The organism is Romboutsia lituseburensis, from assembly GCF_024723825.1.
Classification (GTDB): domain Bacteria; phylum Bacillota; class Clostridia; order Peptostreptococcales; family Peptostreptococcaceae; genus Romboutsia_F; species Romboutsia_F lituseburensis_A.
Genome location: NZ_JANQBQ010000001.1, coordinates 1,738,177 through 1,762,657, shown reverse-complemented (window position 1 = coordinate 1,762,657; position 24,481 = coordinate 1,738,177). Strand labels below are relative to the sequence as shown.

Below are 24,481 nucleotides of genomic sequence, written 5' to 3'. Positions count from 1 at the left end.
AAAATAAAATATAAGTAGAATATATTAAATATTAGTAAAATTTTAGATATCTAATTATTTATAATATATGTTATTATTAACTTTAAACTGTTATAATATTACAATAAACTCTATATCTATTTATGATGCGCATAAGTATTATATATAGGTATAAAATAAATTTGATTTTAAAATATGAAATAAGAGGTGAGATTATGGATAGAGTGGCATTTAGTGTATTTGGAATAGACGTAATGTGGTATGGAATTTTAATGGCTACAGGTATGATAGTTGGTACTTTATTAGCTTTAAAAGAAGCTAAAAGAGTGGGTATAAAAGAAGATGAGGTACTAGATTTAGCAATAATTGCCATACCTATAGGATTATTAAGTGCTAGACTGTATTATGTAATATTTAATTGGGAATATTATTCTCAAAACATATCTCAGATTTTAAACTTTAGGGGCGGAGGAATGGCTATACATGGAGCTCTTATTGGTGGAATATTAACAGGATATATTTTTACTAAGATAAAAAAGATAGATTTTCTAAAAATGGCAGATGCAGTTATGATAGGTATGCCTTTAGCGCAAGCTATTGGGCGATGGGGTAATTTTATAAATGGAGAAGCTCATGGCGGTCCAACTGATTTACCATGGGGTATAATGGTAGATGGATTAAAGGTTCATCCAACATTCTTATATGAATCTATATGGGATTTTGGAATATTTATATTTTTATGGTTATTTAGAAAGAAAAAACAATATGAAGGACAATTGATAGTATTTTATATTACATTGTATTCATTAGGTAGATTCTTTATAGAAGGACTACGAACTGATAGTCTTATGATAGGTCCTCTTAGAATGGCTCAAGTGATAAGTTTGGCAGGAGTAGTAGGCGGTATTATAGCTCATATATATTTGTCAAAAAAAAGTAAACAAAGTACAATAGAATAAAAATAGTAAGTAATTAAGGAGAATAGTCAAAATGGAATTTCATCACGTATCAGTACTCTTAAATGAGTGTATAGATAATTTAAATATAAAGCCAGATGGTGTATATGTAGACTGTACAATGGGTGGAGCTGGTCACTCAAAAGAAATAGTAAAGAGATTATCAGATAAAGGATTATTTATCGGATTTGATCAAGATAAAAATGCAATCGCAACAGCTAAAGAAAGATTAAGTGAATACAGTGATAGAGTAAAATTTGTTCATAGTAATTTTGAAAATATAAAAGAAGAACTAGCTAAAATAGGTGTAAATAAAATAGATGGTGTACTTGCTGATTTAGGTGTGTCATCTCATCAATTGGATGAGGCTGATAGAGGTTTTTCTTATATGCAAGATGCACCTCTTGATATGAGAATGGATGTTAGATGTGATTTTTCGGCATATGATGTAGTAAATACCTATAGTGAAGATGAACTTGCAAAAATAATAAAAGATTATGGAGAAGATAACTGGGCAAAGCGAATAGCTAAATTTATAGTAGAAGAAAGAAAAGAAAAGCCTATAGAGACAACTGGGGAGCTTGTAGACGTGATTAAGAAAGCTATACCTAAGAAAGCTAGAATAGATGGACCACATCCAGCTAAAAGAACGTTCCAAGCGATTAGAATAGAAGTTAATAATGAATTAGGTGTAATAACTAATATGATAGATGATGCTGTATCTATAATGAATGAAGGTGGAAGGGTTTGTATAATTACATTCCATTCTTTAGAAGATAGAATAGTAAAAAATGAATTTAGAGATTTAGCTCTTGATTGTGTATGCCCATCGCATTTACCTATATGTCAATGTGATAAAGAATCTCTTGTAAAAGTAATAACAAGAAAGCCAATACTTCCTACTAATGAAGAAGTAGAAGTAAATCCAAGGAGTAGAAGTGCTAAATTAAGGGTTGCAGAAAGAATATAAATAAAATTAAAGCTATAACTTAAGTAATTACTTAAGTTATAGCTTTTTTGTTTGAAAATTTAAGTTTTGATATATTGTATCTGAAATTTTAATAAAAAAGTTCTAAATAAAGTTAATTTAATATTTTATGAATTAATATACTTAAATTTGTGTTTTTATGTATTAATTTTACGAGAAAAGTTTAAAGGAAGCTTGTTTCCAAGCAACAAATATAATATAGATGGTTAATTTAAGTATGAGTTTAGATTAAATAATATAGAGATTCAATTTAAACTATGAGGGTGGTATGTATGAAAAAAAATAATAAAATTAAGGACATGAATGAATATAAAAAAGAAAAAAAGAATAAACATAAAAATAAAAGAAAGAAAAAATTAAAAAAAAGAGTGTCTGTAGTTTTTATATCGGTGATTACTTTAGGTGTTGTAATAGGTAATATTTGTGGATATACAGTTGTTTCAGATTTGAAATATGATATTCACTACTTAAAAAAAGATTTAAGACAAGAAGAGATAAGGTTAGAAGAACTAAAAGCCAAAGTTGATACAAGTACATCTATACAAGAGATTGAAAATAAAGCTAAAGAAGAGCTAAATATGGACTATCCTAATAAAAATCAAATAAGATACGTTGATGTTGAAAAGTAAGGGGGAAAGCACTTGAGTAAAAAGATAAAAAGAGTAAGTAAAAAAAGACTAGTACTTGTTCTTATATTGGCATGTGCTCTATTTTTGGGTTTAACTATGAGGACTGGGTATCTACAATTAGTAAAAGGTGAATGGCTAAGTACAAAAGCAACAGATCAACAGACCAGAGAAATTCCAATAGAACCAAAAAGAGGTACAATATATGATAAAAATATGAAAGAATTAGCTGTAAGTGTAACTAAATATACCGTATGGTGTAAGCCTGTAGAAGTTAAGGATAAAAAAGAAGCTGCTAAAACAGTATCTACAATTTTAGGCAAGGAATATGAAGATGTTTTTAAACTTGTAAGTAAAAAAAATATGGCTTTAGTTAAAATCGAAAGATGGATAGATGATGACAAGGCAACAAAAATAAGAGAAGCGAAAATACCAGGTATATGGGTCGCAGAAGATAATCAAAGATATTATCCATATGGAAACTTTGCTCCTTATGTATTAGGTCATACATCGTCAGATTCACAAGGTATAGCTGGTATAGAAATGAATTATGATAAACATTTAAAAGGAAAGTCAGGAAAATTAATTGTTAGTACAGATGCTTCTGGTAGGGAGATACCAAGAGGTATGGAAAAATACTATGAACCTACTCAGGGTGATGGATTAGTTCTTACTATAGATGAGGTAATTCAGCATTATTCAGAAAAAGCAGCTCAAAAAGCATATGAATTAAATAATGCAAAAAGAGTGACTGTTGTAGCTATGGATCCAAGAACTGGTGATATACTATCTCTTGCATCTAAACCAGATTATAACCCTAACGATCCAAGAACACCAATATATCCTTATTATGAAGAAGAGTTAGATAAATATGATGATAAAAATAAGATTAAAGGATACTATCAAATGTGGAGAAATCCAGTTGTAAGTGATACATACGAACCGGGATCTACATTTAAAATAATTACATCTTCTGCAGGGTTAGAAGAAAATGTAATCAAAGATGGGGAAAAATTCACTTGTACAGGTGGTGTAACAATTGCAGGTCAGAGACTTAAATGCTGGAGACATTATAGACCTCATGGGGAACAAACATTTGAACAAGGTGTTCAAAACTCATGTAACCCTGTATTTATGGAAGTTGGAAAAAGATTAGGTGTCAAAAAGATGTATGATTATATAGAAGCTTTTGGTTTTATGGATAAAACAGGAATAGATTTACCTGGAGAAGGTAAAGGTATATTACATAATGAAAAAAATGTAGGACCAGTAGAATTGGCTACTATATCTTTTGGTCAAGCCAATTCATTAACACCTATACAGTTAATAACAGCGATATCATCTGTTGCTAATGATGGAAATCTAATGAAGCCAAGAGTTGTAAAAGGTTATACTGATAATAAAGGCAATATGACAGAAGAGATACCTCCAAAGGTAGTTAGACAGGTTATATCTAAACAAACATCTGAAAAGATGATGTCAATATTAGAGTCAGTTGTAAGTGTAGGTTCAGGAAATAAAGCTTATATACCAGGATATAGAATAGGTGGTAAAACTGGTACGGCTCAAAAAGTTATAGATGGAAGATATGCTTCTGGAAAATATATATGTTCATTTATAGGAATAGCTCCTACTGATAATCCTCAAATTGTAGTTCTAGCAATTGTTGATGAGCCAACAGGAGTAATGGCATTTGGTAGTAGTACAGCAGGTCCAATAGTAAAAGAAGTTATGAATGATTCTTTAAAATATTTAGGTGTAGAACCGAAATATAGTGAAAAAGAAAAGAAAGAGTTTGAAAAAACACAGGTAGAAGTTCCTGATGTAAGAAATTTACCAATAGAAGATGCAGTAAAAGAATTAGAAGAAGTAAAATTAAATCCTAATTTAGATACAGATATAAATATAGAAAAAGGCACAAAAGTTGTTGATATGTTCCCAAAACCTGGTGTAAAAGTGGCTGAAGGTTCTGGTATAATGTTATACTTTAAATAATTAAAAGTAAAAGATTCTTAACATATAGTTAGAAATACCTTCAAAAAAATAAAAATATAGTATATAATTATTAAGTTAAGATTAGTTTGGGGCAATGTATATTTGGGTATACATTGCCCTTTATTAGGAAATTTAGCTAACAATAGCCTAAAAGACTTAAAGGAGGATTAAAAATGAAAAGTCTAACAATAAAAGAGTTAGTACTTGCAACGAAAGGTAACTTAGTAATTGGTAATGAAAATGACCTTGTAAATGACGTTGTTATAGATAGTAGACTTGCAAATAAAGATAATGTATTTGTAGCTATAGTAGGAGAAAACTTAGATGGACATCAATTTATAAAGTCTGCTTATGAAAATGGATGCAAAACTTTTATAAAAAATGAAAGTAGTGGCATAAATTTAGATAGTTCGGACATAAATTTAATAGAAGTCAAAGATAGCGAGATTGCTGTTGGAGATATAGGTAAATATTACAAATCTAAATTTGATATACCATATATAGGGATAACAGGAAGTGTAGGAAAAACTACGACAAGAGATATGGTTTTTGCAACTGTAAGTTCTAAACTTAATACTTTAAAAAATGAAGGAAATTTAAATAATCAATTAGGTGTTCCTTTAACATTATTTAACTTAAATGAATATCATGAGTGTGCAGTAATAGAAATGGGCATGTCAGGATTTAATGAAATTGAATATTTAGCAAATATAGTTAATCCTAAAATTGGTGTAATATCAAATATAGGTTTATCTCATATTGAAAATTTAGGTTCTCAAGAAGGAATTTTAAAAGCCAAAATGGAGATAACAACTAATTTTGATTCTTCAAGTACACTAGTAGTAAATGGGGATGATAAATTTCTATCGACATTAAAAGATCAAAATCATTTATTTAAATTACAAACATTTGGATTTAGTAAAGAAAATGATATATATTGTGATAGATATGAAATGACAGAAGATAGCATTACATTTATATGTATAATGGATGGTAAAGAAGAAGAAATATTTATACCAACAGTAGGAGAACACAATGTATATAATGCTATGGCTGCTATATTAGTTGGAAGAAGTCTTGGACTTTCTCTTGATGAAATAAAATCAGGTTTAAGAAACTTCAAAGCTACAAAAATGAGACTAGATATACTTAAAACTGATAAGTTTACAATAATAAATGATGCATACAATGCTAGCCCTGACTCGATGAAGGCAGCGTTAAAAATTCTTGGAAGATACAAAAGCAGAAGAGTTGCTGTACTTGGAGATATGTTTGAAATGGGTGAGCATGCAGAGTATGGTCATAGATTAGTAGGAGAATCGATTATAAATAATACAGATGTATTGTTAACTATAGGTAATGATTCTAATTTTATAGGAAAAGAATCAGAAAAATTAGGATTTAATAAAGAAAACATACATCATTTTAGTACAAAAGAAGATGCTATTAATGAAATTGATAATTTACTAAAAGATGAAGATGTAATATTAGTAAAGGCATCTAGAGGTATGAAATTAGAAAAAATAGTAGAATATCTAAATAAGTAATAAAACGAAAGAAATAGCCAACAAGGGAGAGGAGATATATTATGTTAGGAATAACAGAACTTACTTATACATCAATGATTTCATTTCTAATAGTAGTTATATTAGGCCCAATATTTATACCTATGTTAACTAAATTTAAATTCGGTCAAACCGTTAGAGACGATGGACCCAAAACACATTTAGCTAAAAATGGAACACCTACTATGGGTGGAATATTAATGATAGTAGCTATATTAGTTACAGGACTTACTAGAAGCAAAGTTGGTCCAGATATGATGGTAGGATTAATATCAATTGTAGGATTTGGTTTAGTAGGGTTTATAGATGACTTTATAATAATAAAGAAAAGAAGATCATTGGGATTAAAGCCATGGCAAAAAATAGTGCTTCAATTTGCTTTAGCTTTATATATATCATATTATCAATATACATCGTCACCAAGTGCATCACAACTTGTGATACCATTTACTGACGCTGTTATAAATTTAGGAACATTATATGTTCCAATAATGACATTCATAATAGTGGGAATAGTTAATGCAGTAAACTTAACAGATGGATTAGATGGTTTAGCATCAGGAGTAACATTAATAGTATCAACATTCTTTATGCTACTTGCATCATCTGTAACAGTAAATCCGGATGTTGCAGTATTAGCAGCAGCTACTGTAGGAGCTTGTCTAGGATTTTTAGGATTTAATTCTTATCCAGCTAAGATATTTATGGGTGATACGGGTTCTATGGCACTAGGTGGTGCTGTTGTTGCATTCTCTGTATTAACGAACTCAATATTATTAATACCTTTAGTTGGAGGTATATATTTTGCAGAAGCTATCTCAGTAATACTTCAAGTAGGTTCTTTCAAATTAAGAAAGAAAAGAATATTTAAAATGGCACCAATACATCACCATTTTGAACAATGTGGATGGCCAGAAACAAGAGTTGTTTTCATATTCTGGATAACTACTGTAATATTAGCATGGATAGGTATAATAGCAATATTCTAAAGTTGGGGGTATAAAAATGAACCTAAAAAATAAGAAAGTCTTATTAGTAGGACTTGCAAAAACAGGTATATCTACAATCAAGCATTTAGATAAATTAGGTGCAAATATAATAGTTAATGATATAAAAGATAAAGAGAAACTAAGTGAAATACTTAAAGAACTAGAACATTTAAGTAGTGTAGAATATATTTTAGGATATCATCCAGAAAATGTTGATGATATAGATTTAGTAGTAGTATCACCAGGAGTTCCTCTAGATTTACATTTTATATTAAAATTAAAAGATAATAATATAAAAATAATTGGTGAAGTTGAATTAGCATATACACTTTCGAATAATCCTACATTTATAGGTATAACAGGTACAAATGGAAAAACAACAACAACTAGCTTAGTGGGTGAGATATTTAAAAAATCACAGACTGATACATATATTGTTGGAAATATTGGTAATCCAGTTATAGATACAGTGGGAGTTGCTGACGAAAAATCTGTTTTAGTAACAGAATTAAGCAGTTTTCAATTAGAGAGTATAGATACTTTCAAACCAAAAGTTAGTGCAATATTAAACTTTACAGAAGATCATTTAAATAGACATCACACTATGGAAAATTATATAGAAGCTAAGGCTAGAATATTTATGAATCAGAATAGTGATGATTTTTGTATATTAAATTATGACGATGAAAAAGTTAGATTGTTATCTGAAAAAGTTAAAGCTAAAAAAATATTCTTCTCAAGAAAAAAACAATTAGAAGAAGGAATATATTTAGATAAAGACAATAATATAGTTATAGACATAGATGAAAAAATAGTTCTTTTAAACAAAGAAGAGCTAAGCTTACCAGGTAATCATAACCTAGAAAACTGCATGGCTGCTATAGGCATAACTTATGCATGTAATGTTAATATAGAGGTTATAAAGGATGTATTAAAGACATTTGCTGCAGTAGAGCATAGACAAGAGTTTGTAAAAAGTTTAAATGGAGTTATGTTTGTTAATGACTCAAAAGGAACAAATCCTGATTCAACTATTAAAGCCATACAGTCTTATAAAAATAATATAATACTAATAGCTGGAGGAATGGATAAGCAAAGTAGCTTTGATGAATTACTAGAAGTTGCTGAAAATAATGTAAGAGCACTTGTTTTGTTAGGAGAAACAGCGCCCAAGATAGAAAAGTGTGCAAAAGAAAAAGGATTTAAAGAAATATATATAGTAAAAGATATGAAAGAAGCAGTAAATACTTCTTATAAACTTGCAAATAAAAATGAAGTAGTACTTCTTTCGCCAGCTTGTGCAAGTTGGGATATGTATAAAAGTTTTGAAGTAAGGGGTAATGACTTCAAAGAGAATGTACACAATTTAAAATAACCTCTTGCCTCGGGAATGGAGGTAAGTCTGTCAAAATGCCTAAGGAAGCTCTTAAAAAACGAATTGACAAGGGAATTAAAACTGAATTTGATAGTGTAATATTTTATACAACAATGCTTTTAGTATTTATAGGAATCATCATGGTGTTTAGCGCAAGTTTTGTTCAATCTTCGTTTAAGCACCATGATGCTTATTTTTTTCTAAAAAGAAACACTATCTATGCAATACTAGGTTTTATTAGTATGATAATAATGTCTAATATTGATTATAGATTTTGGGAGAAGAATGCCAAAACTATAGGTATTGTAGCTATAGTATTACTGTTATTAGTATTAACTCCGTTAGGAATAAAGGCTAACGGTGCAAGAAGATGGTTAGGAGTAGGTGCATTTACAATTCAGCCTGCAGAGATTGCCAAATTTGCTACAATAATAATAACTGCAAAATTAATAGAAAAAAGATATGATAAAATTAAATCATTGACAAAAGGTGTTTTACCACTAATATTAATACCATGCTTATTTTTTGGATTAATAATGCTACAACCTAATATGTCAACTGCAGGAACAATAATACTAGTAACATTTGTTATGATATTTGTTGCTGGAATGGACATGAAATTTGTAGGTGCCATGTTTGGGTGTGGGGTTGCATTATTCTTAGCACTTGGATTGACATCAGAGTACAGACTAAAGCGTATATTATCATTCTTAGATCCATTTCAAGATCCATTAGGTAATGGATATCAAGTCATACAAGGTCTTTATGCTCTTGGATCAGGTGGACTATTTGGAATGGGACTAGGAAAGAGTCAACAGAAATGGTTCTATATACCAGAACCACAAAATGATTTTATATTTGCTATAATAGGTGAGGAGTTAGGACTTATAGGATGTGCAATAGTTATAATGCTATTTGTAATATTAGTATATAGATGTGTAAGAATTGCTTTAAAATGCTCTAATGTATTTGCATGTATGGTTGTTATGGGTATAGGTGCTCAAATAGGAATACAAGCAGCGCTAAATATAGCTGTAGCAACTTCATCAATGCCTGTTACAGGAGTTGCCCTGCCATTTGTAAGTTATGGAGGTACATCCCTTGTAATATTTATGAGCGCTATAGGTATAGTGTTAAACATCTCAAAAAATGTCAAAATTAACTAACAGGAGATGATTAAATGAAAGTTTTATTATCAGGTGGAGGTACTGGGGGTCATGTTTATCCAGCTATAGCCATCGCAAATAGAATAAAAGAAGAACATCCTGAAGCTGAAATAGTGTTTGTAGGAACTGCTAAAGGAATTGAGTCAGAAATAGTTCCTAAGTATGGATATGAACTAAAGACGGTTACAGTTCAAGGATTTAAAAGAAAAATAGACTTTGATAATGTAAAAAGAGTTTTTAAATTATTTAAAGGATTAGAACAATCAAGAAAAGTTGTTAAAAAATTTAAGCCGGATTTAGTTATAGGTACAGGTGGATATGTAAGTGGTCCTGTACTATTTAATGCATCTATGAACAAAGTTCCAACTGTTATACATGAACAAAATTCTTTTCCTGGTGTCACAAATAAAATACTTGCTAAAATGGTAACTAAAGTTTTAACAAGTTTTGAAGATTCACATCAAAGATTCCCTGAAGGAACAAGGGATAAATTAGTTCTTACAGGAAATCCAGTAAGAAAAGAGATATTAATGGCAAGAAAGAATTCTGCAAGAAGAAATTTAGGAATAACAGAAGATAAAAAGATGGTACTTTGCTATGGTGGTAGTGGAGGATCAGAAGATATAAACAATGCAATGAGATTAGTTATTGAAAATATGGTTAAAGATGATATTGCGTTTATATTTGCAACCGGAAAATATTATTATGAAGAGTTTTCAAATAGTATTTCAGATATACAGTTGAAGCCATACCAAAGAGTAGTACCATATTTAGAAGATATGGCTAATGCTTTAGCTGCAAGTGATTTAGTTATAGGTAGTGCAGGAGCTATATCTTTAGCAGAAATAACAGCACTTGGAAAACCATCAATAATAATACCAAAGGCATATACAGCAGAGAACCATCAAGAGTATAATGCTAAAAGTATAGAAAAACAAGGTGCTGGGATAGCTATATTAGAAAAAGATTTAACACCTCAAAATTTAAATGAAACTGTATTTAAACTTTTAGGTGATAAAGAAAAGTTAATTGACATGGCTAATGCTAGTATGGAAATAGGAAAGCCAGAAGCTATAGATCTTATATATAATGAAATAATGAATATATATAAAGCTAATAATAAGCAAAAAGTTTCAAATAAAAAAGAAAATAAAAAAGAACCAATTGAAGCATCTAAAGATTCAGAAACTGATGAGAGTCAACCTAAGGTAATAGGAATAAAGAAAAAGTAACATATAACCCCTCTAGTTCATAATATTTAAATTATAGGCATTATGATTTAATATACAACGCTAGGGGGGTTAACTTTGTCTAAGTATACAATTAGGGGTGGAAACAAAATAGAAGGAAGGTTGGCAATAAGGGGAGCTAAAAACTCTATATTACCAATTATAGCAGCAACTATACTTAATGAAAGTGTAAGCACAATTCATAATGTGCCTGATATATCTGATGTATATGTTATGATAAAAATTTTAGAAAGTATTGGTTGTAAAGTTAAATATGAATCTGGAACATTAGTAGTAGATAGCTCTAATATAAGTTCTATGGAAATAGATGAACATTATGTTAGAAAAATGAGATCATCTATAATAGTGATGGGAGCTATGATAGGAAGATTAGACTATACTAAAATAAGCCATCCAGGGGGCTGTGCTATTGGTTCTAGACCTATTGACTTGCACCTAAAGGCATTAAAGGAATTAGGTGTTAGAATAGAAGAAGATGATGGATTTATAAAATGCTTCAAGGATAAATTAGTTGGAAGCACAATAAATTTTGAATTTCCAAGTGTAGGAGCAACAGAAAATACAATGTTGGCAGCTGTAAAAGCAAAAGGTACTACTAAAATATATAATGCGGCTAGGGAGCCTGAAATCGAAGACTTGCAAGAATTTTTGAATTCTATGGGAGCAAAAGTAAGAGGCGCAGGAACTAATTATATAGAAATCGAAGGCGTTGAAACTTTGCATGAAGTTGAACATACTGTAATACCCGATAGAATAGCTATTGGAACCTATATGGTGGCCTCAGCGATGACAGGAGGATGTTTAGAAGTTGATAGGGTTATAATACCTCATATGGAACCGATAAGTGATAAATTAAGAGCAGCAGGTTGTAATATAGAATATAAAGAGAATGGATTGGTGATGACACCCCCTAAAATTATACAAGCGATAGACTTAGTAAGGACTTCTCCACATCCTGGATTTCCTACAGATATGCAAGCTCAATTAATGTCATTAATGGCACTATCAAATGGCACTAGCGTATTCCATGAAACAATTTTTGAAAATAGATTTATGCATTGCGCAGAGCTAACTAGATTAGGAGCTAATATAAAATATATAACAGAAAATATCTGTATGATAAAAGGAGTAGCCAATCTTCACAATGCAAAAGTTAAATCTCCAGATCTTAGAGGTGGAGCTGCATTAATATTAGCAGCACTTACTATAAATGGAGAAACTGAGGTTTCTAATATTTATCATGTTGAAAGAGGTTATGAAAATATAGAACAAACTTTAAGAAGCTTGGGAGCTGACATTTTAAAAATAGAAAATCTAGAAAAAGTAAAAGGCTGTTAAGCCTTTTACTTTTTTTGAAGGAAAAGAATAGATTTAGTTGTATTTATTATTTATACATAAAAGGAGGCGTATTATGAAAAGGAAAAGATTAAATACATCTAAATTAATAACTTTATTAAGCCTTGTATTAATGATAATAATATTTGCTTATATACTACTAAATAGTAGTATATTTAGTAGTAGTAATGTAAAAATAGAGGGAAATAATAGAGTATCTAAAGAAGCAATAATTAAAAACTTAGACATAAGAGATGATAAAAACATATTTAAATATAATAAGAAGCAGATGGAAGAAAAATTAAAAGAAAATAATTATATAGAAAGTGGACAAGTTAAAATAGGAATGCCAAATAAATTACATATAATAATTATAGAAAAGGAAATTGCAGCAATATTAGATAATGATTTTCGTTATACCTATATAGATAAAGACGGCAAATTTATACAAAGTATTGATAAATCTGATAAGGTAGAAAAGGGCGTTATAGTAAAAATTAATTATGAATTACAAGATGATAAAAGTATTAAATTTGATAATGAAGAACATAAAAAAGTATTATTGAACTTATTAGAATGCTTGAAAAAAGAAAATCTTAATAAAAAGATAAAAACAATAATTTTTAAGAATGAAACAATAGAGATGACAACAAAAGAAAATATAAAAATAATTTTACTTAAAGATAGTAAATTAGATTATAACATATCTATGCTAGGATCAATTTTATCCGATCTTCAAGGTAAATATATAAAAAATGGAAGCGTGGATTTTACTTTAGGAAATAATCCAATTTATAAGCCTTAATTGATTAAAAAATAAGGAGTGATATCATTGCGGAAGATTATAAAATATAAAAGCATAATAATTTGCAGTATAATACTTGGTTTCTTGATAAGTTTACAATTGAAAACAATAAGTTTAGAGAATAATGGGTTATCAACTACAAAAAGAGGAGAACAGCTAATTGTTGAACTAAAGAACCTTAAAATGGAAGAAAAAAATTTAAATATAGAAATTGAGAATATAAAATCTAAAATAAATGAATATAGAAAAAATCAAGAGGATACAGATTTGAAATCTGAAATTAAAAAATATGAAACTCTTTCAGGATATACGGATATAGAAGGAAGTGGAATAGAAATTAAAATAAATGAAAATAAACCTGAATCGAGTGAGAGTATAATTTACAATTATGATCTATTATTATCAATGATAAATAAGTTAAATTCAGCGCAAGCAAATGCAATATCTATAAATGGTGAAAGAGTTATTTTTAAAACCTACTTTAATTTAAAAGGAAATGAGTTGTATATAAATGAAACCAAAATAAATGAACCAATAACAATTAACGCAATTGGCAATCCTGATACATTAGCATCTACTTTACAAATAAAATATGGAATAGTTTGGGAAATTGAAGAATATTATAATGCTAATGTTGAAATTAAAAAAAAGGATACTTTAAAAATTAAAGGATATGATAAAGCATTAAACATAGAAGATTATTAGATGAATAAGAGGTAATATATGTATAAAAATATAAAATTAAAGATGGTTGTATTAGGATCATTTATATTAGGAATTTTGATATCTGTTTATATAAAATCATTGAATACTACAAATACATATGTGACACTTAATGAAAAAAAGAAAATTGAAAGTAAAATACAAAAAACAAAAGATGAAATAATAAAATTAAACGAAGTTAAAGTAGAGTATAAAAGTAAGCTTGATTATTATAATAAAGTTATCAATGACAGATATAAATCTATAACAGATTTAATAACTATAGAATTAAATAATCTAAAAAGAGAAAGTGGATTATCAGTGGAAAATGGGGAGGGTATAAAAATAATTATAAAGGATAGTGAAAAAGAACTAAAGAGTGAGCAAAATCCAAATGATTTGATGGTTCATGATATAGATATATTAAGAATAGTAAATGATTTGAAAAAAGCTGGGGCTATATCAATAGCAATAAATGGAGAAAGATTGTTACCTTTAAGTAAAATAAAATGTTCTGGAGCTACCATAACTATAAATGACACAACATACGGACAACCATTTAAAATAGAAGCTATAGGGAATGAAGAAACACTTGCGGCATCAGTAATTTCACCAGAGTCATATGCTAATTTATTAAAGGAAGGATATGGTATTTACATAAAAGTTGAAGTAAAAGACTATATGACAATAAATTCCTATAAAAAATCTTAATAAAAAACATTAAAAAACTTGAAAAAGGTATAGGTTTCAAAGTAAAATAAAGAAGGTGAGCATTTATGATATGGATATTAGCGGGGTTAGCACTTGGGGTAGTTGTTGGATACTACCTTCCATTCACATATCCTATAGATTACTCATTATATATGTCTGTGGCAATACTTGCAACAATGGATTCTATATTTGGAGCAATTAAGTCAGGATTTGAAGGTAAATACGATAATATAATATTTTTGACTGGTTTTATAGGTAATGCTGTGCTGGCTATAATATTGACATATATAGGAGATAGATTAGGTCTACCACTTTATTATGTCGCTATATTAGTCTTTGGGTCGAGATTGTTTGATAATTTATCAATAATTAGGAGACATGTTGTTATAAATATGAGGAATAAAAAAAAAGGAAAATAAATATTTTTGTGGAATAACTTAGTTAAATATTAACAAAATTTAAAGATTAAATGATATAATTAATACATACATTTACTTACAATCATAAAATGAGGAGGTTTATAGATGCTAAACTTTGACGTAGAAACAGATGGTCTTGCGCAAATCAAGGTAATCGGCGCAGGTGGCGGAGGAAACAATGCTGTAAATAGAATGGTTGAAGCACAACTTCAAGGTGTTGAGTTTATAGCCGTTAACACAGATAAGCAAGCTTTACTTACATCAAAAGCTGAATATAAGATTCAAATAGGAGAAAAATTAACAAGAGGACTTGGAGCAGGGGCTAATCCAGAAGTTGGAAAAAGAGCTGCTGAAGAAAGTAAGGACGAAATAATAAAAGTACTTCAAGGTGCTGATATGGTGTTTGTTACTGCAGGTATGGGAGGTGGAACTGGAACAGGTGCAGCTCCAGTAATAGCTCAACTTGCAAAAGAAATGGGTATGCTTACTGTAGGGGTAGTTACTAAGCCTTTCTTATTCGAAGGTAAAGTAAGAATGAAAAATGCAGAGAGTGGTATATCTGAATTAAAATCAAAGGTTGATACTTTAATAACAATACCTAATGATAGACTTTTACAATTAGTTCAAAAGAACACATCTATGTTAGATGCATTTTCTATGGCTGACGATGTATTAAAACAAGGTATACAGTCTATATCAGACTTAATAGCAGTTCCAGGTCTTATAAACTTAGACTTTGCTGACGTTACTTCTGTTATGAAAGAACAAGGACTAGCTCATATGGGTATAGGTAGTGCTAGTGGAGAGAATAGAGCGCTTGAGGCAGCTAGACAAGCTATCCAATCTCCATTGTTAGAAACTTCAATAAGAGGAGCTAGAGGAGTATTACTTAATATAACAGGTGGAAATGATTTAGGGTTATTAGAAATAAATGAAGCATCAACATTAGTTAATGAATCATGTGACCCAGAAGCAAATATAATATTCGGAGCTTCTATAAGAGAAGACCTAGGAGATGAAATAAAAATAACTGTAATAGCTACAGGTTTTGATGATAATAAGGACATGGGTTTTGATATAATTGAAAAGCCAAAGGTTACTCCAAGACCTACTTTAAATCCACAACCGGTACAAAAACCAGTTGCTCCAATTGAGCCAAAAGAGGAAATAGTAGTTCCTAAAGAAGAGCCTAAAAAAGTGAATGTAATGGAAGATGACGATATGGAAATCCCTACATTCTTAAGAAGAAGAAGATAATTTAAAGAAGTCTATACGGCTTCTTTTTTATTTTTAAAATTATTATAACTAAATATTGTGTACTGTAAATAAAAAATGATTTTTAGAAAATGAATAAAAGCTAATAAATATGAATATAAATAGCTTAAAAATATTTCTAAATTCTTACTTCTAAATAAATTATTCTACAAATTAGTTCAAATAAAAATAAATAAAAAATAAGCATAAAACTTTAAAAAATGGAATAAATATTAATAAGAAACAAAGTAAATCTAACGGGTTTAAGAAAAAAAAATAAAATAAGTTATAAATTAATAAATAAAAAGAAAGCAGAATGCTTTCTTTTTTTGTGATTTTTTATAGTAAAATAAATTCGTTTCGACCGTTAAAAATGACATAAAATTGAGATATAGCTAACTTATAATATATTACAAAGGCAAAGGGGGACTATTTAATGTATATTGAGTACTACATTATAGAAAACCTATTAATAAATTATATTATTATAAGTTGTACTTCTATTCTAACAAAAACAATCAATAGCAAAAAAAATAAATGGACAGGAGCATCCTTTGGAGCTATGTATTCAGTAGCATATTTATATCCTCAATTTGATATATTGTTTACATTACCATTTAAAATAGTGATTATGACTTTTATAACCCTTATCTCTTTTACATATAAAAATAAAAAAGAATATTTTCGCATAATGATTGCTTTTTACGCAGTAAATATTTTTATATCAGGGGTTACTTTTTTTATAATTTATTTTACAGGTATAAGTCACATGAAGATATCTTTTTTAATAGTATGCGCTTATATAAGCGCTGAATTGCTTAAGTACATATACAATGATATAAAGACATTAAAACAACTAAATGACTTAACTAAGACAATAAACATTAGCTTATTGAACAATAATTGTACATGTAAGGCTTTGTTAGATAGTGGAAATTTGTTAAAAGACCCTATAAGTAAAAATGACGTTGTTATAGTTAAATCAAATGCATTAAAAGAAATATTACCTGACTCATTTTTTAAGTATAAATATGACAATATAGATGTTATTAAAGCAGAAGAAATAATAAATTTTTTAGATGATGATATTTCATCTAGAGTAAGATTAATACCGTATAAACATGCAGGTAGTAGTTCAGGAAACATAATATTAGGACTGAAAGCAGACTATATAGAAATAGATGATAATAAAATAGGAAATATAATAATAGGCATATCAGATTTTGATGATTCAGATTATAATGCAATATTAAATCCTAGTATATTGCCGTATGTTTAAATATAAAAAATAAAGGGGGAGATAAAATGAAAGCTTTAATATCAAAATTATTCAACAAGTTTTTAGGTGTATTAATTAAATTAGGAATTATAAAACCAAAAGGTATTTATTATATGGGGGGAGTTAACATATTACCACCTCCACTTAATGCAGAAGAAGAAAATGAATTATTACAAAATTTAGAAAATGATGAAAGTGTTAAAACTGTTTTAATAGAAAGAAATTTAAGACTAGTAGTTTACATATCAAGAAAATTTGAAAATACAGGAATAGATGTAGAAGACTTAATATCTATAGGAACAATAGGTTTAATTAAAGCTGTTAATACATTTAAACTTAACAAAAATATAAAATTGGCAACATATGCATCAAGATGTATAGAAAATGAAATATTAATGTATTTAAGAAAAAATAATAAAAAGAAAATAGAAGTATCATTTGACGAACCTTTAAATGTAGATTTAGATGGGAATGAATTATTATTATCAGATGTATTAGGAACAGAAAATGATGAAATTTATAAAATTATTGAAGAGGAAATTGATAAAGACTTGTTAGTTATGGCCTTAGATAGATTATCAGATAGGGAAAAGCAAATTATGGAATTAAGATTTGGTTTAACTAATAGAGGTAGAGAGAGGACTCAAAAGGAAGTAGCTAATATCCTTGGAATATCTCAATCATACATTTCTAGGTTAGAAAAAAAAATAATTTCAAGATTAAAAAAAGAAATGAAAAAATTTGTATAAATAAATAATTCCCTCTTAAAAGTATAAAAATATATGATGTGTAAATAATTTCATATAGATAAAACTTTTAAGAGAGGACTGAAATGTATGCAAATTAATAAAGTTGAAATCTGTGGTGTAAATACATCTGAGCTTCCAGTTCTTAAAAACAACCAAATGATGGAGCTTCTTCTAAAGATAAAAGGTGGCGATGAAGAAGCAAGACAACAATTCGTAAGAGGGAACTTAAGGCTAGTATTAAGTGTAATACAAAAATTTAATAACAGAGGGGAAAACATCGACGATTTATTTCAAATAGGATGTATAGGACTAATAAAAGCAATAGACAATTTTGACTTAAGCCAAAATGTAAGATTCTCAACTTATGCAGTTCCTATGATTATAGGTGAAATAAGACGTTACTTGAGAGACAATAACCCTATAAGAGTTAGTAGATCGTTAAAGGACATAGCATATAAGGCATTACAAGTTAGAGAGCGATTAGTAAGATCAAATGCAAAAGAGCCGACAGTATCTGAAATTGCAAAAGAATTAGAACTTCCAGTAGAAGATGTTGTTATGGCATTAGATGCAATCCAAGATCCTATATCTTTATTTGACCCGGTATATCAAGATAATGGTGATGCGATATTTGTCATGGACCAAGTTCAAGACAAAAAAGACACTGATGAAAATTGGTTGCAAGAAATAGCCTTAAAAGAAGCCATAAAAAAACTAAACAATAGGGAAAAGTTAGTATTAAATTTAAGATTTTACAAAGGAAGAACACAAATTGAAGTGGCTGATGAGATAGGTATATCTCAGGCACAAGTATCAAGAATTGAAAAAAATGCTTTGAAAAATATGAAAAAATATATATAACAAATAAAATAATAAAAAACATCGGTTCCAATAACCGATGTTTTTTATTATTTTTCGTTATTTAATTTGAAAAGAATGGAATAAAATGTTATAATTACTTTGCAACAGAGATATATAAGAGGTGAAATATGTTAAGATTACCACTGAGTTATATCTTAATAAGAACATTTCCAGAAAGTATTGTTATAATACTTGCAGGAATGATTTTATTAGGAATTAAGATAGATATAAAAGATTTAATTAAAAAAGGTATATTTCTAGGAGCAGTGATAACTGCTATAAGAATGTTACCAATTAATTTTGGTGTTCATACAATATTAGCTATGATAGCAGTAGCATTTATTTTATATAAAAGTTGTGGAAAGCAACTAGTGAAATCGATAGTAGCTACATGTTGTATATGGATATCATTAGCTTTGAGTGAAGGAATATATATTCTTATAGCAACTAAAATTTTAAATATACCTTTTAAGTATTTAACTAATACTCGAGCATACGGTGCAATAATAACATTGCCGTCATTACTAATTTTGGTAGGGGTAGCTATTTTAATTAAGTTAGTAATGAACAAGTTAAATATTTTATTGGCGAGGGATTAAAGATATGGGGATAGAAAAAATTTCGAAAATTATTTCATCTAAGATGGGAGAAAGATTAAATAAAAATGAAGAAGAAGTAGCTGTATTAAATTATGGATTATTTATACTTATTCATACGAGTATTGCTATAATGTTAACTTTTATTATAGGTGTATTAACAAATACACTTATTGAAATTATGATTATATCTGTAGTGGCAGCTTTATTGAAAAGGTATTCAGGAGGAGTTCACTCTAGTTCGCCTTTAAGATGTTTAATTACAGGTGTAATATTTTCATTATTTTTAGCTATGATGTGTAAATTTGGATTTTCTAAAATAAGTAACACGATTTTAGGACTAGTTCTAGTACTAAGTATTGTCGTATCTTATTTTATTTTATATAAAAAGTGTCCTGTACCATGTGCAAATAAACTACTAAAAAAAGAAAGTACAAGAAAAAAATTAAGAAAAAATGCATTTAAATTAATCAATATATATACAAGTATTATGATTATTTTTTATTTATTAAATATATATACAGGAATTGTTTTGTTTAAGATAGTTACAATATCAATTTTACTAGGTATTTTATTACAAATATTTTCATTAACTAAAGTAGCAGAATTAACTATAGATAGTTTTGAGTTACTTTATAATATTTTAAAAATTTAGCCATAAAATAATAAATTATTTACTAATAATCTATTATTTTAAATAAATTAATGTTTTTACAAGGGGGTAAAAAAATGGATTTTTTATTTAACTCATTTTCAGAATTATTAACAAAGGTAAGTGACGGGGCGTCTACTTTCTGTGCGTTTGTATTTTATGAGCCAGAAGTACCAAAATCATTAAGAGAAGAGTAAGTATAACTCAAAGGACCAAAAGAGAGATTATCTCTTTTGGTTTTTAATTATTATTAAAAATAAATTTAGGTGGAATAAATGAGCAATTTTGATCAGGTCAGAAATAAAAAAGTATTTGAAATAATAGTTGTATTAAAGGTTATTTATATAATTTTAAGCTTAATAGCCATACTTAGCTATTTAAGCCCTAAAATGGATGAAAAAAATATAATTATAATATCTTTAGTTGGAAGTTCTGTTTTAATTTTTATGATGTTATATTTTGTATTAATGACCAAGCGATATGATGATAAAAAATCCATTAATTCTGGTGTTAGCGAGCCTCATGGGGTTAAGCCTGAAGCTATAGACTATATAGAGACTATTGTAATGTTATTAATCTTTTATGGAGTTTTAGTTATTACAGGGGTTGAAGAAAGTGATTATAAATTAATAGGTATTTTTATAGTTTTAATAAGCGCAATACAGTTTGGTAAAAATTATAGCATTGCTGTATCAGTTTTATGTTTTATTTTTATAATGATTATAGATTTTTCGAATACAACATTAATGCCAGAAGATATAAGTACTTATTTTGAAAAAGACTTAATACTATCAACGGCAATATTTATAGTTGCATTTATAACTGGTATGTATGTAGATATAGAAAGAGAACATTGTGAAGAACTTAAAAATCTAGCAAATAAAGATGAACTTACAGGACTGTATAATCATAGATTTTTCCAAGAATATCTTGAAAATGCGATAACTAATGCACAAAATAATGGGAAAGAAGTTTCTTTACTGTTTATGGACATAGATTATTTTAAAAATTATAATGATATAAATGGGCATCAAGCAGGAGACTTATTATTAAAACAAATAGGTAAAATTTTAAAAAATAGTGTAAGAAAAAATGATATAGTAGCGAGATATGGTGGAGAAGAATTTGCAGCTGTGCTTCCTAACACCAATGAAGAAGATGCAATAAAAATAGGTGAAAGAATAAGAACAGCGATACAAAATACTACATTTAGAGGTCAAGAAAATCAGCCAGATAAAAATATAACTATATCTATAGGTGTATCTTCTTATCCTACAAGGGCAATAAGTAAGTCGCAACTTATAAATACTGCAGATGATGCATTATATAGAGCAAAATCATTTAATAAAAATAGAGTGGAATCATATCATAGCATATTAGATGACCTATGTAAGCAAATGAATATACAAGAAGATACAATAAAGTCATTAAAGACTTTTATAAGTATGATAAACTTAAAAGACAGATATACTTATGGACATACAGAAAGAGTTGTAATTTATGTGAAATGGTTCGCTCAAATACTAAATCTAAAAGAAGAAGAGCAAATACAAATACAAATAGCTGCATATTTACATGATATAGGTAAATTAGAAATACCAGAAAATGTGTTAAATAAAAGAGGTAAATTGACAGATGAAGAATTTCAAATGTTTAGAAATCATCCTCAAGTAGGGGTAGATTTAATAAATCATATAAACCCATTTAAGGCGTTTGTACCAATAATAAAGCATCATCATGAAAGATATGATGGATACGGATATCCTGATAGGCTTAAAGGTGATAAAATACCATATTTAGCTAGAATGATTACTATAGCAGATAGTTTTGATGCCATGACATCAAATAGACCTTATAATATAAGAAAAACACATGAAGAAGGTATAGAAGAATTAAGAAAAAATGCAGGAATGCAATTTGATCCAGATTTAGTAGAAAAATTTATAGAAATGTTAGAAAAATATAAAGATAATTTTTAAAGCATAAAATGGCCTATAAAGGTCATTTTTTTTTGTCCAAGCACATATTAATTTTTAAAGGGAGGGGATTATAATGATAAGAGTATCTGATATAATGGAAAAGGAAATAATAAATGTAAAAAATGGAAAGAGAATGGGATTTATAACTGATATAGATATGGACACAAATGAAGGTAAAATAATGTCGTTTACTATAACAGGTGATTTAGGTAGAGGTATATTTTCTAGAAATGGTGAAGGACAAGTTATATTCTGGAATGATATAATAAAAATAGGATGTGATACGATAATAGTAAATATAGGTTCAGAACTTAATATAGACGAATTTAATATATAGCGAACTAAGGAGGAATAAAAAGTGCAATGCCCTTATTGTAAGTACAAAGAATCAAAAGTAATAGATTCAAGACATACAGATAGTAAATCTATTAGAAGAAGAAGAGAGTGTGAATCTTGCAAAAAAAGATTTACTACTTATGAGAAAATAGAAACAACGCCGGTAATGGTTATAAAAAAAGATAATAGCAGAGAATATTTTGATGGACAAAAGATACAAAATGGAATATTAAAATCTTGTGAAAAAAGACCTGTTTCTTTAGATCAGATAGAGGGTATTGTTTCATATATTGAAAATGAAATAAATAAATGCTACATATCTGAGATTGAAGCACAAAAAATAGGTGAAATGGTTATGGATAGGTTAAAAGATGTAGATGAAGTTGCTTATGTAAGATTTGCATCTGTATATAGACAGTTTAAAGATATAAATACATTTGTAACAGAATTAAAGAACATATTAATGGAAAAAGGAGACTAACAATGGATAAATTTATAAATGTTAAAGACGTAAAAGATAATATAGACTTTGTTAACTTGGCCATAACACTTAAATGTGTCAATGCTAAATCAAAAGACGATATGTTAAAAATATGCGATGAAGGTAAGTTTACTTTTGAAAATTTAACAAGTAATATACAAATTCACTCAGATATAGTTAACTCTATAGATGAAAATAATATAGGGCAAAAGCTAGAAGGTGATGCTTTAATAACTAATATTAAAAATGTACCATTATTGATATTTACAGCAGATTGTGTACCTATAGCATTTATAGATAAAAAAAATAAAGCTATTGGTTTAGCGCATGCCGGTTGGAGAGGTACATATGATGAAATTGGAAGAAAAACAATAAATAATATGATTTCTAAATATGAATCTAATGTAGAGGATATTATATGTGTTATAGGCCCATCAATAGGTCCTTGTTGCTATGAAGTTTCAAAGGAATTAATTGAAAAATTTAACACAATTCTTACAAACAAAGATGAAAATTTCTATATAATAAAAGAAAGTAAATATTATTTAGACTTGTGGAAAATTAATGAGATTATTTTAAAGGATGCTGGAGTAAAAAGTGAAAATATAATTAATCTAAATATATGCACTAGTTGTAAATGTGACAGCTTCCATTCTTATAGAAAACATGATAAAACAAATGAAAGAGTAGGGATGATACTAGAGATAAAATAGAGAGGAGATTAACTAAATATGAAAGTTAAAGTACTTGTAATAGATGATGAAATACATATAGTAGAGCTTTTAAAATTTAACTTAGAAATGTCTAACTATGAAGTAGAGTATGCGTATGATGGAGTAGATGGATATATAAAAGCCAAAGAAATAAAACCAGATTTAATTCTTTTAGATTGGATGTTACCAAATATAAGTGGTATTGATGTATTGAAAAAAATTAGAGCTGATAAAGATTTAAATCAAACACCAGTAATAATGTTAACAGCTAAAAATATGGAGAATGACAAAGTAGAAGGTCTAGAAATAGGAGCCGATGATTATATAACTAAGCCATTTAGTATAAAAGAATTATTTGCAAGAATAAATACAATATTAAGAAGATGTAATACTAAAACTCAGCCCGGAGATATTATACTTACAACAGGTAGTTTAAAAGTTGATCTGTATAAACATGAAGTATATAAAGGTAATCAAAAAATAGACTTAACACTTAAAGAATTTGAATTATTAAAGCTACTTTTAGAAAATAAAGGTAAAGTTCTTTCTAGAAATCATTTATTAGATAAAATTTGGGGATATGAATATTATGGAGAAACTAGAACTGTAGATGTGCATATTAGATATCTTAGAAAAAAAATAGAAGATGACAGTGCATCTGAAAAATATATTCAAACAATACGTGGAGTTGGATATAAAATTGATTAGAATAAATATATT

At 28.2% G+C, this 24,481-nt stretch carries 26 protein-coding genes; all 26 read left to right on the top strand.

Annotation, left to right across the window (positions count from 1 at the left end; translation table 11 throughout):
• The first annotated feature begins 194 nt into the window (after positions 1-194).
• The 26 genes from lgt to NWE74_RS08465 all read left to right on the top strand — a co-directional run bounded on the left by lgt (position 195) and on the right by NWE74_RS08465 (position 24,469).
• The gene (gene lgt / locus NWE74_RS08590; protein WP_258242793.1) at positions 195-938 is read left to right on the top strand and encodes a prolipoprotein diacylglyceryl transferase; all 744 of its coding nucleotides are present in this window, start codon (positions 195-197) and stop codon (positions 936-938) included.
• A gap of 31 nt (positions 939-969) precedes the next feature.
• On the top strand, positions 970-1,905 hold the full coding sequence (rsmH, locus tag NWE74_RS08585) for a 16S rRNA (cytosine(1402)-N(4))-methyltransferase RsmH (protein WP_258242792.1): 936 nt from the start codon (positions 970-972) through the stop codon (positions 1,903-1,905).
• A 290-nt stretch (positions 1,906-2,195) separates the two neighbouring features.
• Positions 2,196-2,552 (top strand): hypothetical protein, encoded by a 357-nt coding sequence (locus NWE74_RS08580; RefSeq protein WP_258242791.1) that lies wholly within the window; start codon positions 2,196-2,198, stop codon positions 2,550-2,552.
• A gap of 12 nt (positions 2,553-2,564) precedes the next feature.
• The gene (locus tag NWE74_RS08575) at positions 2,565-4,544 is read left to right on the top strand and encodes a stage V sporulation protein D (RefSeq protein WP_258242790.1); all 1,980 of its coding nucleotides are present in this window, start codon (positions 2,565-2,567) and stop codon (positions 4,542-4,544) included.
• A gap of 173 nt (positions 4,545-4,717) precedes the next feature.
• Entirely contained in the window at positions 4,718-6,091 is a 1,374-nt protein-coding gene (locus NWE74_RS08570; RefSeq protein ID WP_258242789.1) for a UDP-N-acetylmuramoyl-tripeptide--D-alanyl-D-alanine ligase, read from the top strand.
• A gap of 38 nt (positions 6,092-6,129) precedes the next feature.
• Complete coding sequence (gene mraY, locus NWE74_RS08565) at positions 6,130-7,098, top strand: phospho-N-acetylmuramoyl-pentapeptide-transferase (protein ID WP_258244440.1); 969 nt, start codon at positions 6,130-6,132, stop codon at positions 7,096-7,098.
• Between the two features lie 16 nt (positions 7,099-7,114).
• Entirely contained in the window at positions 7,115-8,473 is a 1,359-nt protein-coding gene (murD, locus tag NWE74_RS08560; protein WP_258242788.1) for a UDP-N-acetylmuramoyl-L-alanine--D-glutamate ligase, read from the top strand.
• A 35-nt stretch (positions 8,474-8,508) separates the two neighbouring features.
• Complete coding sequence (gene spoVE, locus NWE74_RS08555; RefSeq protein ID WP_092726221.1) at positions 8,509-9,639, top strand: stage V sporulation protein E; 1,131 nt, start codon at positions 8,509-8,511, stop codon at positions 9,637-9,639.
• 14 nt (positions 9,640-9,653) lie between these two features.
• Positions 9,654-10,871, top strand: coding sequence for an undecaprenyldiphospho-muramoylpentapeptide beta-N-acetylglucosaminyltransferase (murG, locus tag NWE74_RS08550; protein WP_258242787.1), 1,218 nt, complete (start codon positions 9,654-9,656; stop codon positions 10,869-10,871).
• 75 nt (positions 10,872-10,946) lie between these two features.
• Positions 10,947-12,227 (top strand): UDP-N-acetylglucosamine 1-carboxyvinyltransferase, encoded by a 1,281-nt coding sequence (gene murA, locus NWE74_RS08545; protein WP_258242786.1) that lies wholly within the window; start codon positions 10,947-10,949, stop codon positions 12,225-12,227.
• Positions 12,228-12,300: 73 nt separating this feature from the next.
• Positions 12,301-13,029, top strand: coding sequence for a cell division protein FtsQ/DivIB (locus tag NWE74_RS08540; RefSeq protein ID WP_258242785.1), 729 nt, complete (start codon positions 12,301-12,303; stop codon positions 13,027-13,029).
• A 27-nt stretch (positions 13,030-13,056) separates the two neighbouring features.
• Positions 13,057-13,734: a DUF881 domain-containing protein gene (locus tag NWE74_RS08535; RefSeq protein WP_258242784.1), complete on the top strand. Its 678-nt coding sequence runs from the start codon at positions 13,057-13,059 to the stop codon at positions 13,732-13,734.
• 18 nt (positions 13,735-13,752) lie between these two features.
• Positions 13,753-14,442, top strand: coding sequence for a DUF881 domain-containing protein (locus tag NWE74_RS08530; protein WP_258242783.1), 690 nt, complete (start codon positions 13,753-13,755; stop codon positions 14,440-14,442).
• Between the two features lie 65 nt (positions 14,443-14,507).
• On the top strand, positions 14,508-14,861 hold the full coding sequence (locus tag NWE74_RS08525) for a small basic family protein (protein WP_258242782.1): 354 nt from the start codon (positions 14,508-14,510) through the stop codon (positions 14,859-14,861).
• A gap of 105 nt (positions 14,862-14,966) precedes the next feature.
• Positions 14,967-16,118 carry a cell division protein FtsZ gene (gene ftsZ, locus NWE74_RS08520; protein ID WP_258242781.1) on the top strand — a complete coding sequence of 384 codons (1,152 nt, stop codon included), beginning with the start codon at positions 14,967-14,969 and terminating at the stop codon, positions 16,116-16,118.
• 433 nt (positions 16,119-16,551) lie between these two features.
• Positions 16,552-17,394, top strand: coding sequence for a sigma-E processing peptidase SpoIIGA (locus NWE74_RS08515; RefSeq protein WP_258242780.1), 843 nt, complete (start codon positions 16,552-16,554; stop codon positions 17,392-17,394).
• Between the two features lie 26 nt (positions 17,395-17,420).
• The gene (sigE, locus tag NWE74_RS08510; protein WP_092726209.1) at positions 17,421-18,143 is read left to right on the top strand and encodes an RNA polymerase sporulation sigma factor SigE; all 723 of its coding nucleotides are present in this window, start codon (positions 17,421-17,423) and stop codon (positions 18,141-18,143) included.
• Between the two features lie 87 nt (positions 18,144-18,230).
• The gene (gene sigG, locus NWE74_RS08505; protein ID WP_258242779.1) at positions 18,231-19,004 is read left to right on the top strand and encodes an RNA polymerase sporulation sigma factor SigG; all 774 of its coding nucleotides are present in this window, start codon (positions 18,231-18,233) and stop codon (positions 19,002-19,004) included.
• Between the two features lie 128 nt (positions 19,005-19,132).
• A complete protein-coding gene (locus NWE74_RS08500; protein WP_258242778.1) occupies positions 19,133-19,603 on the top strand; it encodes a hypothetical protein in 471 nt (156 codons plus the stop codon).
• Between the two features lie 4 nt (positions 19,604-19,607).
• Complete coding sequence (locus NWE74_RS08495) at positions 19,608-20,255, top strand: accessory gene regulator ArgB-like protein (RefSeq protein ID WP_258242777.1); 648 nt, start codon at positions 19,608-19,610, stop codon at positions 20,253-20,255.
• Positions 20,256-20,329: 74 nt separating this feature from the next.
• Complete coding sequence (locus tag NWE74_RS08490) at positions 20,330-20,449, top strand: cyclic lactone autoinducer peptide (protein WP_170139179.1); 120 nt, start codon at positions 20,330-20,332, stop codon at positions 20,447-20,449.
• 78 nt (positions 20,450-20,527) lie between these two features.
• The gene (locus NWE74_RS08485; RefSeq protein ID WP_258242776.1) at positions 20,528-22,231 is read left to right on the top strand and encodes a diguanylate cyclase; all 1,704 of its coding nucleotides are present in this window, start codon (positions 20,528-20,530) and stop codon (positions 22,229-22,231) included.
• Between the two features lie 73 nt (positions 22,232-22,304).
• On the top strand, positions 22,305-22,568 hold the full coding sequence (locus NWE74_RS08480) for a YlmC/YmxH family sporulation protein (RefSeq protein WP_092726198.1): 264 nt from the start codon (positions 22,305-22,307) through the stop codon (positions 22,566-22,568).
• A gap of 21 nt (positions 22,569-22,589) precedes the next feature.
• Positions 22,590-23,048: a transcriptional regulator NrdR gene (gene nrdR, locus NWE74_RS08475; RefSeq protein ID WP_258242775.1), complete on the top strand. Its 459-nt coding sequence runs from the start codon at positions 22,590-22,592 to the stop codon at positions 23,046-23,048.
• 2 nt (positions 23,049-23,050) lie between these two features.
• Positions 23,051-23,761 (top strand): peptidoglycan editing factor PgeF, encoded by a 711-nt coding sequence (pgeF, locus tag NWE74_RS08470; protein WP_258242774.1) that lies wholly within the window; start codon positions 23,051-23,053, stop codon positions 23,759-23,761.
• An 18-nt stretch (positions 23,762-23,779) separates the two neighbouring features.
• On the top strand, positions 23,780-24,469 hold the full coding sequence (locus NWE74_RS08465) for a response regulator transcription factor (protein WP_258242773.1): 690 nt from the start codon (positions 23,780-23,782) through the stop codon (positions 24,467-24,469).
• Positions 24,470-24,481 lie beyond the last annotated feature (12 nt).

Coding starts and splice junctions, on each gene's coding strand:
- lgt (WP_258242793.1), top strand. CDS start 195: ATGGATAGAGTGGCATTTAGTGTATTTGGAATAGACGTAATGTGGTAT.
- NWE74_RS08580 (WP_258242791.1), top strand. CDS start 2,196: ATGAAAAAAAATAATAAAATTAAGGACATGAATGAATATAAAAAAGAA.
- ftsZ (WP_258242781.1), top strand. CDS start 14,967: ATGCTAAACTTTGACGTAGAAACAGATGGTCTTGCGCAAATCAAGGTA.
- sigG (WP_258242779.1), top strand. CDS start 18,231: ATGCAAATTAATAAAGTTGAAATCTGTGGTGTAAATACATCTGAGCTT.
- pgeF (WP_258242774.1), top strand. CDS start 23,051: ATGGATAAATTTATAAATGTTAAAGACGTAAAAGATAATATAGACTTT.
- NWE74_RS08570 (WP_258242789.1), top strand. CDS start 4,718: ATGAAAAGTCTAACAATAAAAGAGTTAGTACTTGCAACGAAAGGTAAC.
- spoVE (WP_092726221.1), top strand. CDS start 8,509: ATGCCTAAGGAAGCTCTTAAAAAACGAATTGACAAGGGAATTAAAACT.
- NWE74_RS08530 (WP_258242783.1), top strand. CDS start 13,753: ATGTATAAAAATATAAAATTAAAGATGGTTGTATTAGGATCATTTATA.
- NWE74_RS08500 (WP_258242778.1), top strand. CDS start 19,133: ATGTTAAGATTACCACTGAGTTATATCTTAATAAGAACATTTCCAGAA.
- murD (WP_258242788.1), top strand. CDS start 7,115: ATGAACCTAAAAAATAAGAAAGTCTTATTAGTAGGACTTGCAAAAACA.
- sigE (WP_092726209.1), top strand. CDS start 17,421: ATGAAAGCTTTAATATCAAAATTATTCAACAAGTTTTTAGGTGTATTA.
- NWE74_RS08525 (WP_258242782.1), top strand. CDS start 14,508: ATGATATGGATATTAGCGGGGTTAGCACTTGGGGTAGTTGTTGGATAC.
- NWE74_RS08515 (WP_258242780.1), top strand. CDS start 16,552: ATGTATATTGAGTACTACATTATAGAAAACCTATTAATAAATTATATT.
- NWE74_RS08480 (WP_092726198.1), top strand. CDS start 22,305: ATGATAAGAGTATCTGATATAATGGAAAAGGAAATAATAAATGTAAAA.
- NWE74_RS08485 (WP_258242776.1), top strand. CDS start 20,528: ATGAGCAATTTTGATCAGGTCAGAAATAAAAAAGTATTTGAAATAATA.
- NWE74_RS08495 (WP_258242777.1), top strand. CDS start 19,608: ATGGGGATAGAAAAAATTTCGAAAATTATTTCATCTAAGATGGGAGAA.
- NWE74_RS08465 (WP_258242773.1), top strand. CDS start 23,780: ATGAAAGTTAAAGTACTTGTAATAGATGATGAAATACATATAGTAGAG.
- rsmH (WP_258242792.1), top strand. CDS start 970: ATGGAATTTCATCACGTATCAGTACTCTTAAATGAGTGTATAGATAAT.
- NWE74_RS08490 (WP_170139179.1), top strand. CDS start 20,330: ATGGATTTTTTATTTAACTCATTTTCAGAATTATTAACAAAGGTAAGT.
- NWE74_RS08540 (WP_258242785.1), top strand. CDS start 12,301: ATGAAAAGGAAAAGATTAAATACATCTAAATTAATAACTTTATTAAGC.
- murG (WP_258242787.1), top strand. CDS start 9,654: ATGAAAGTTTTATTATCAGGTGGAGGTACTGGGGGTCATGTTTATCCA.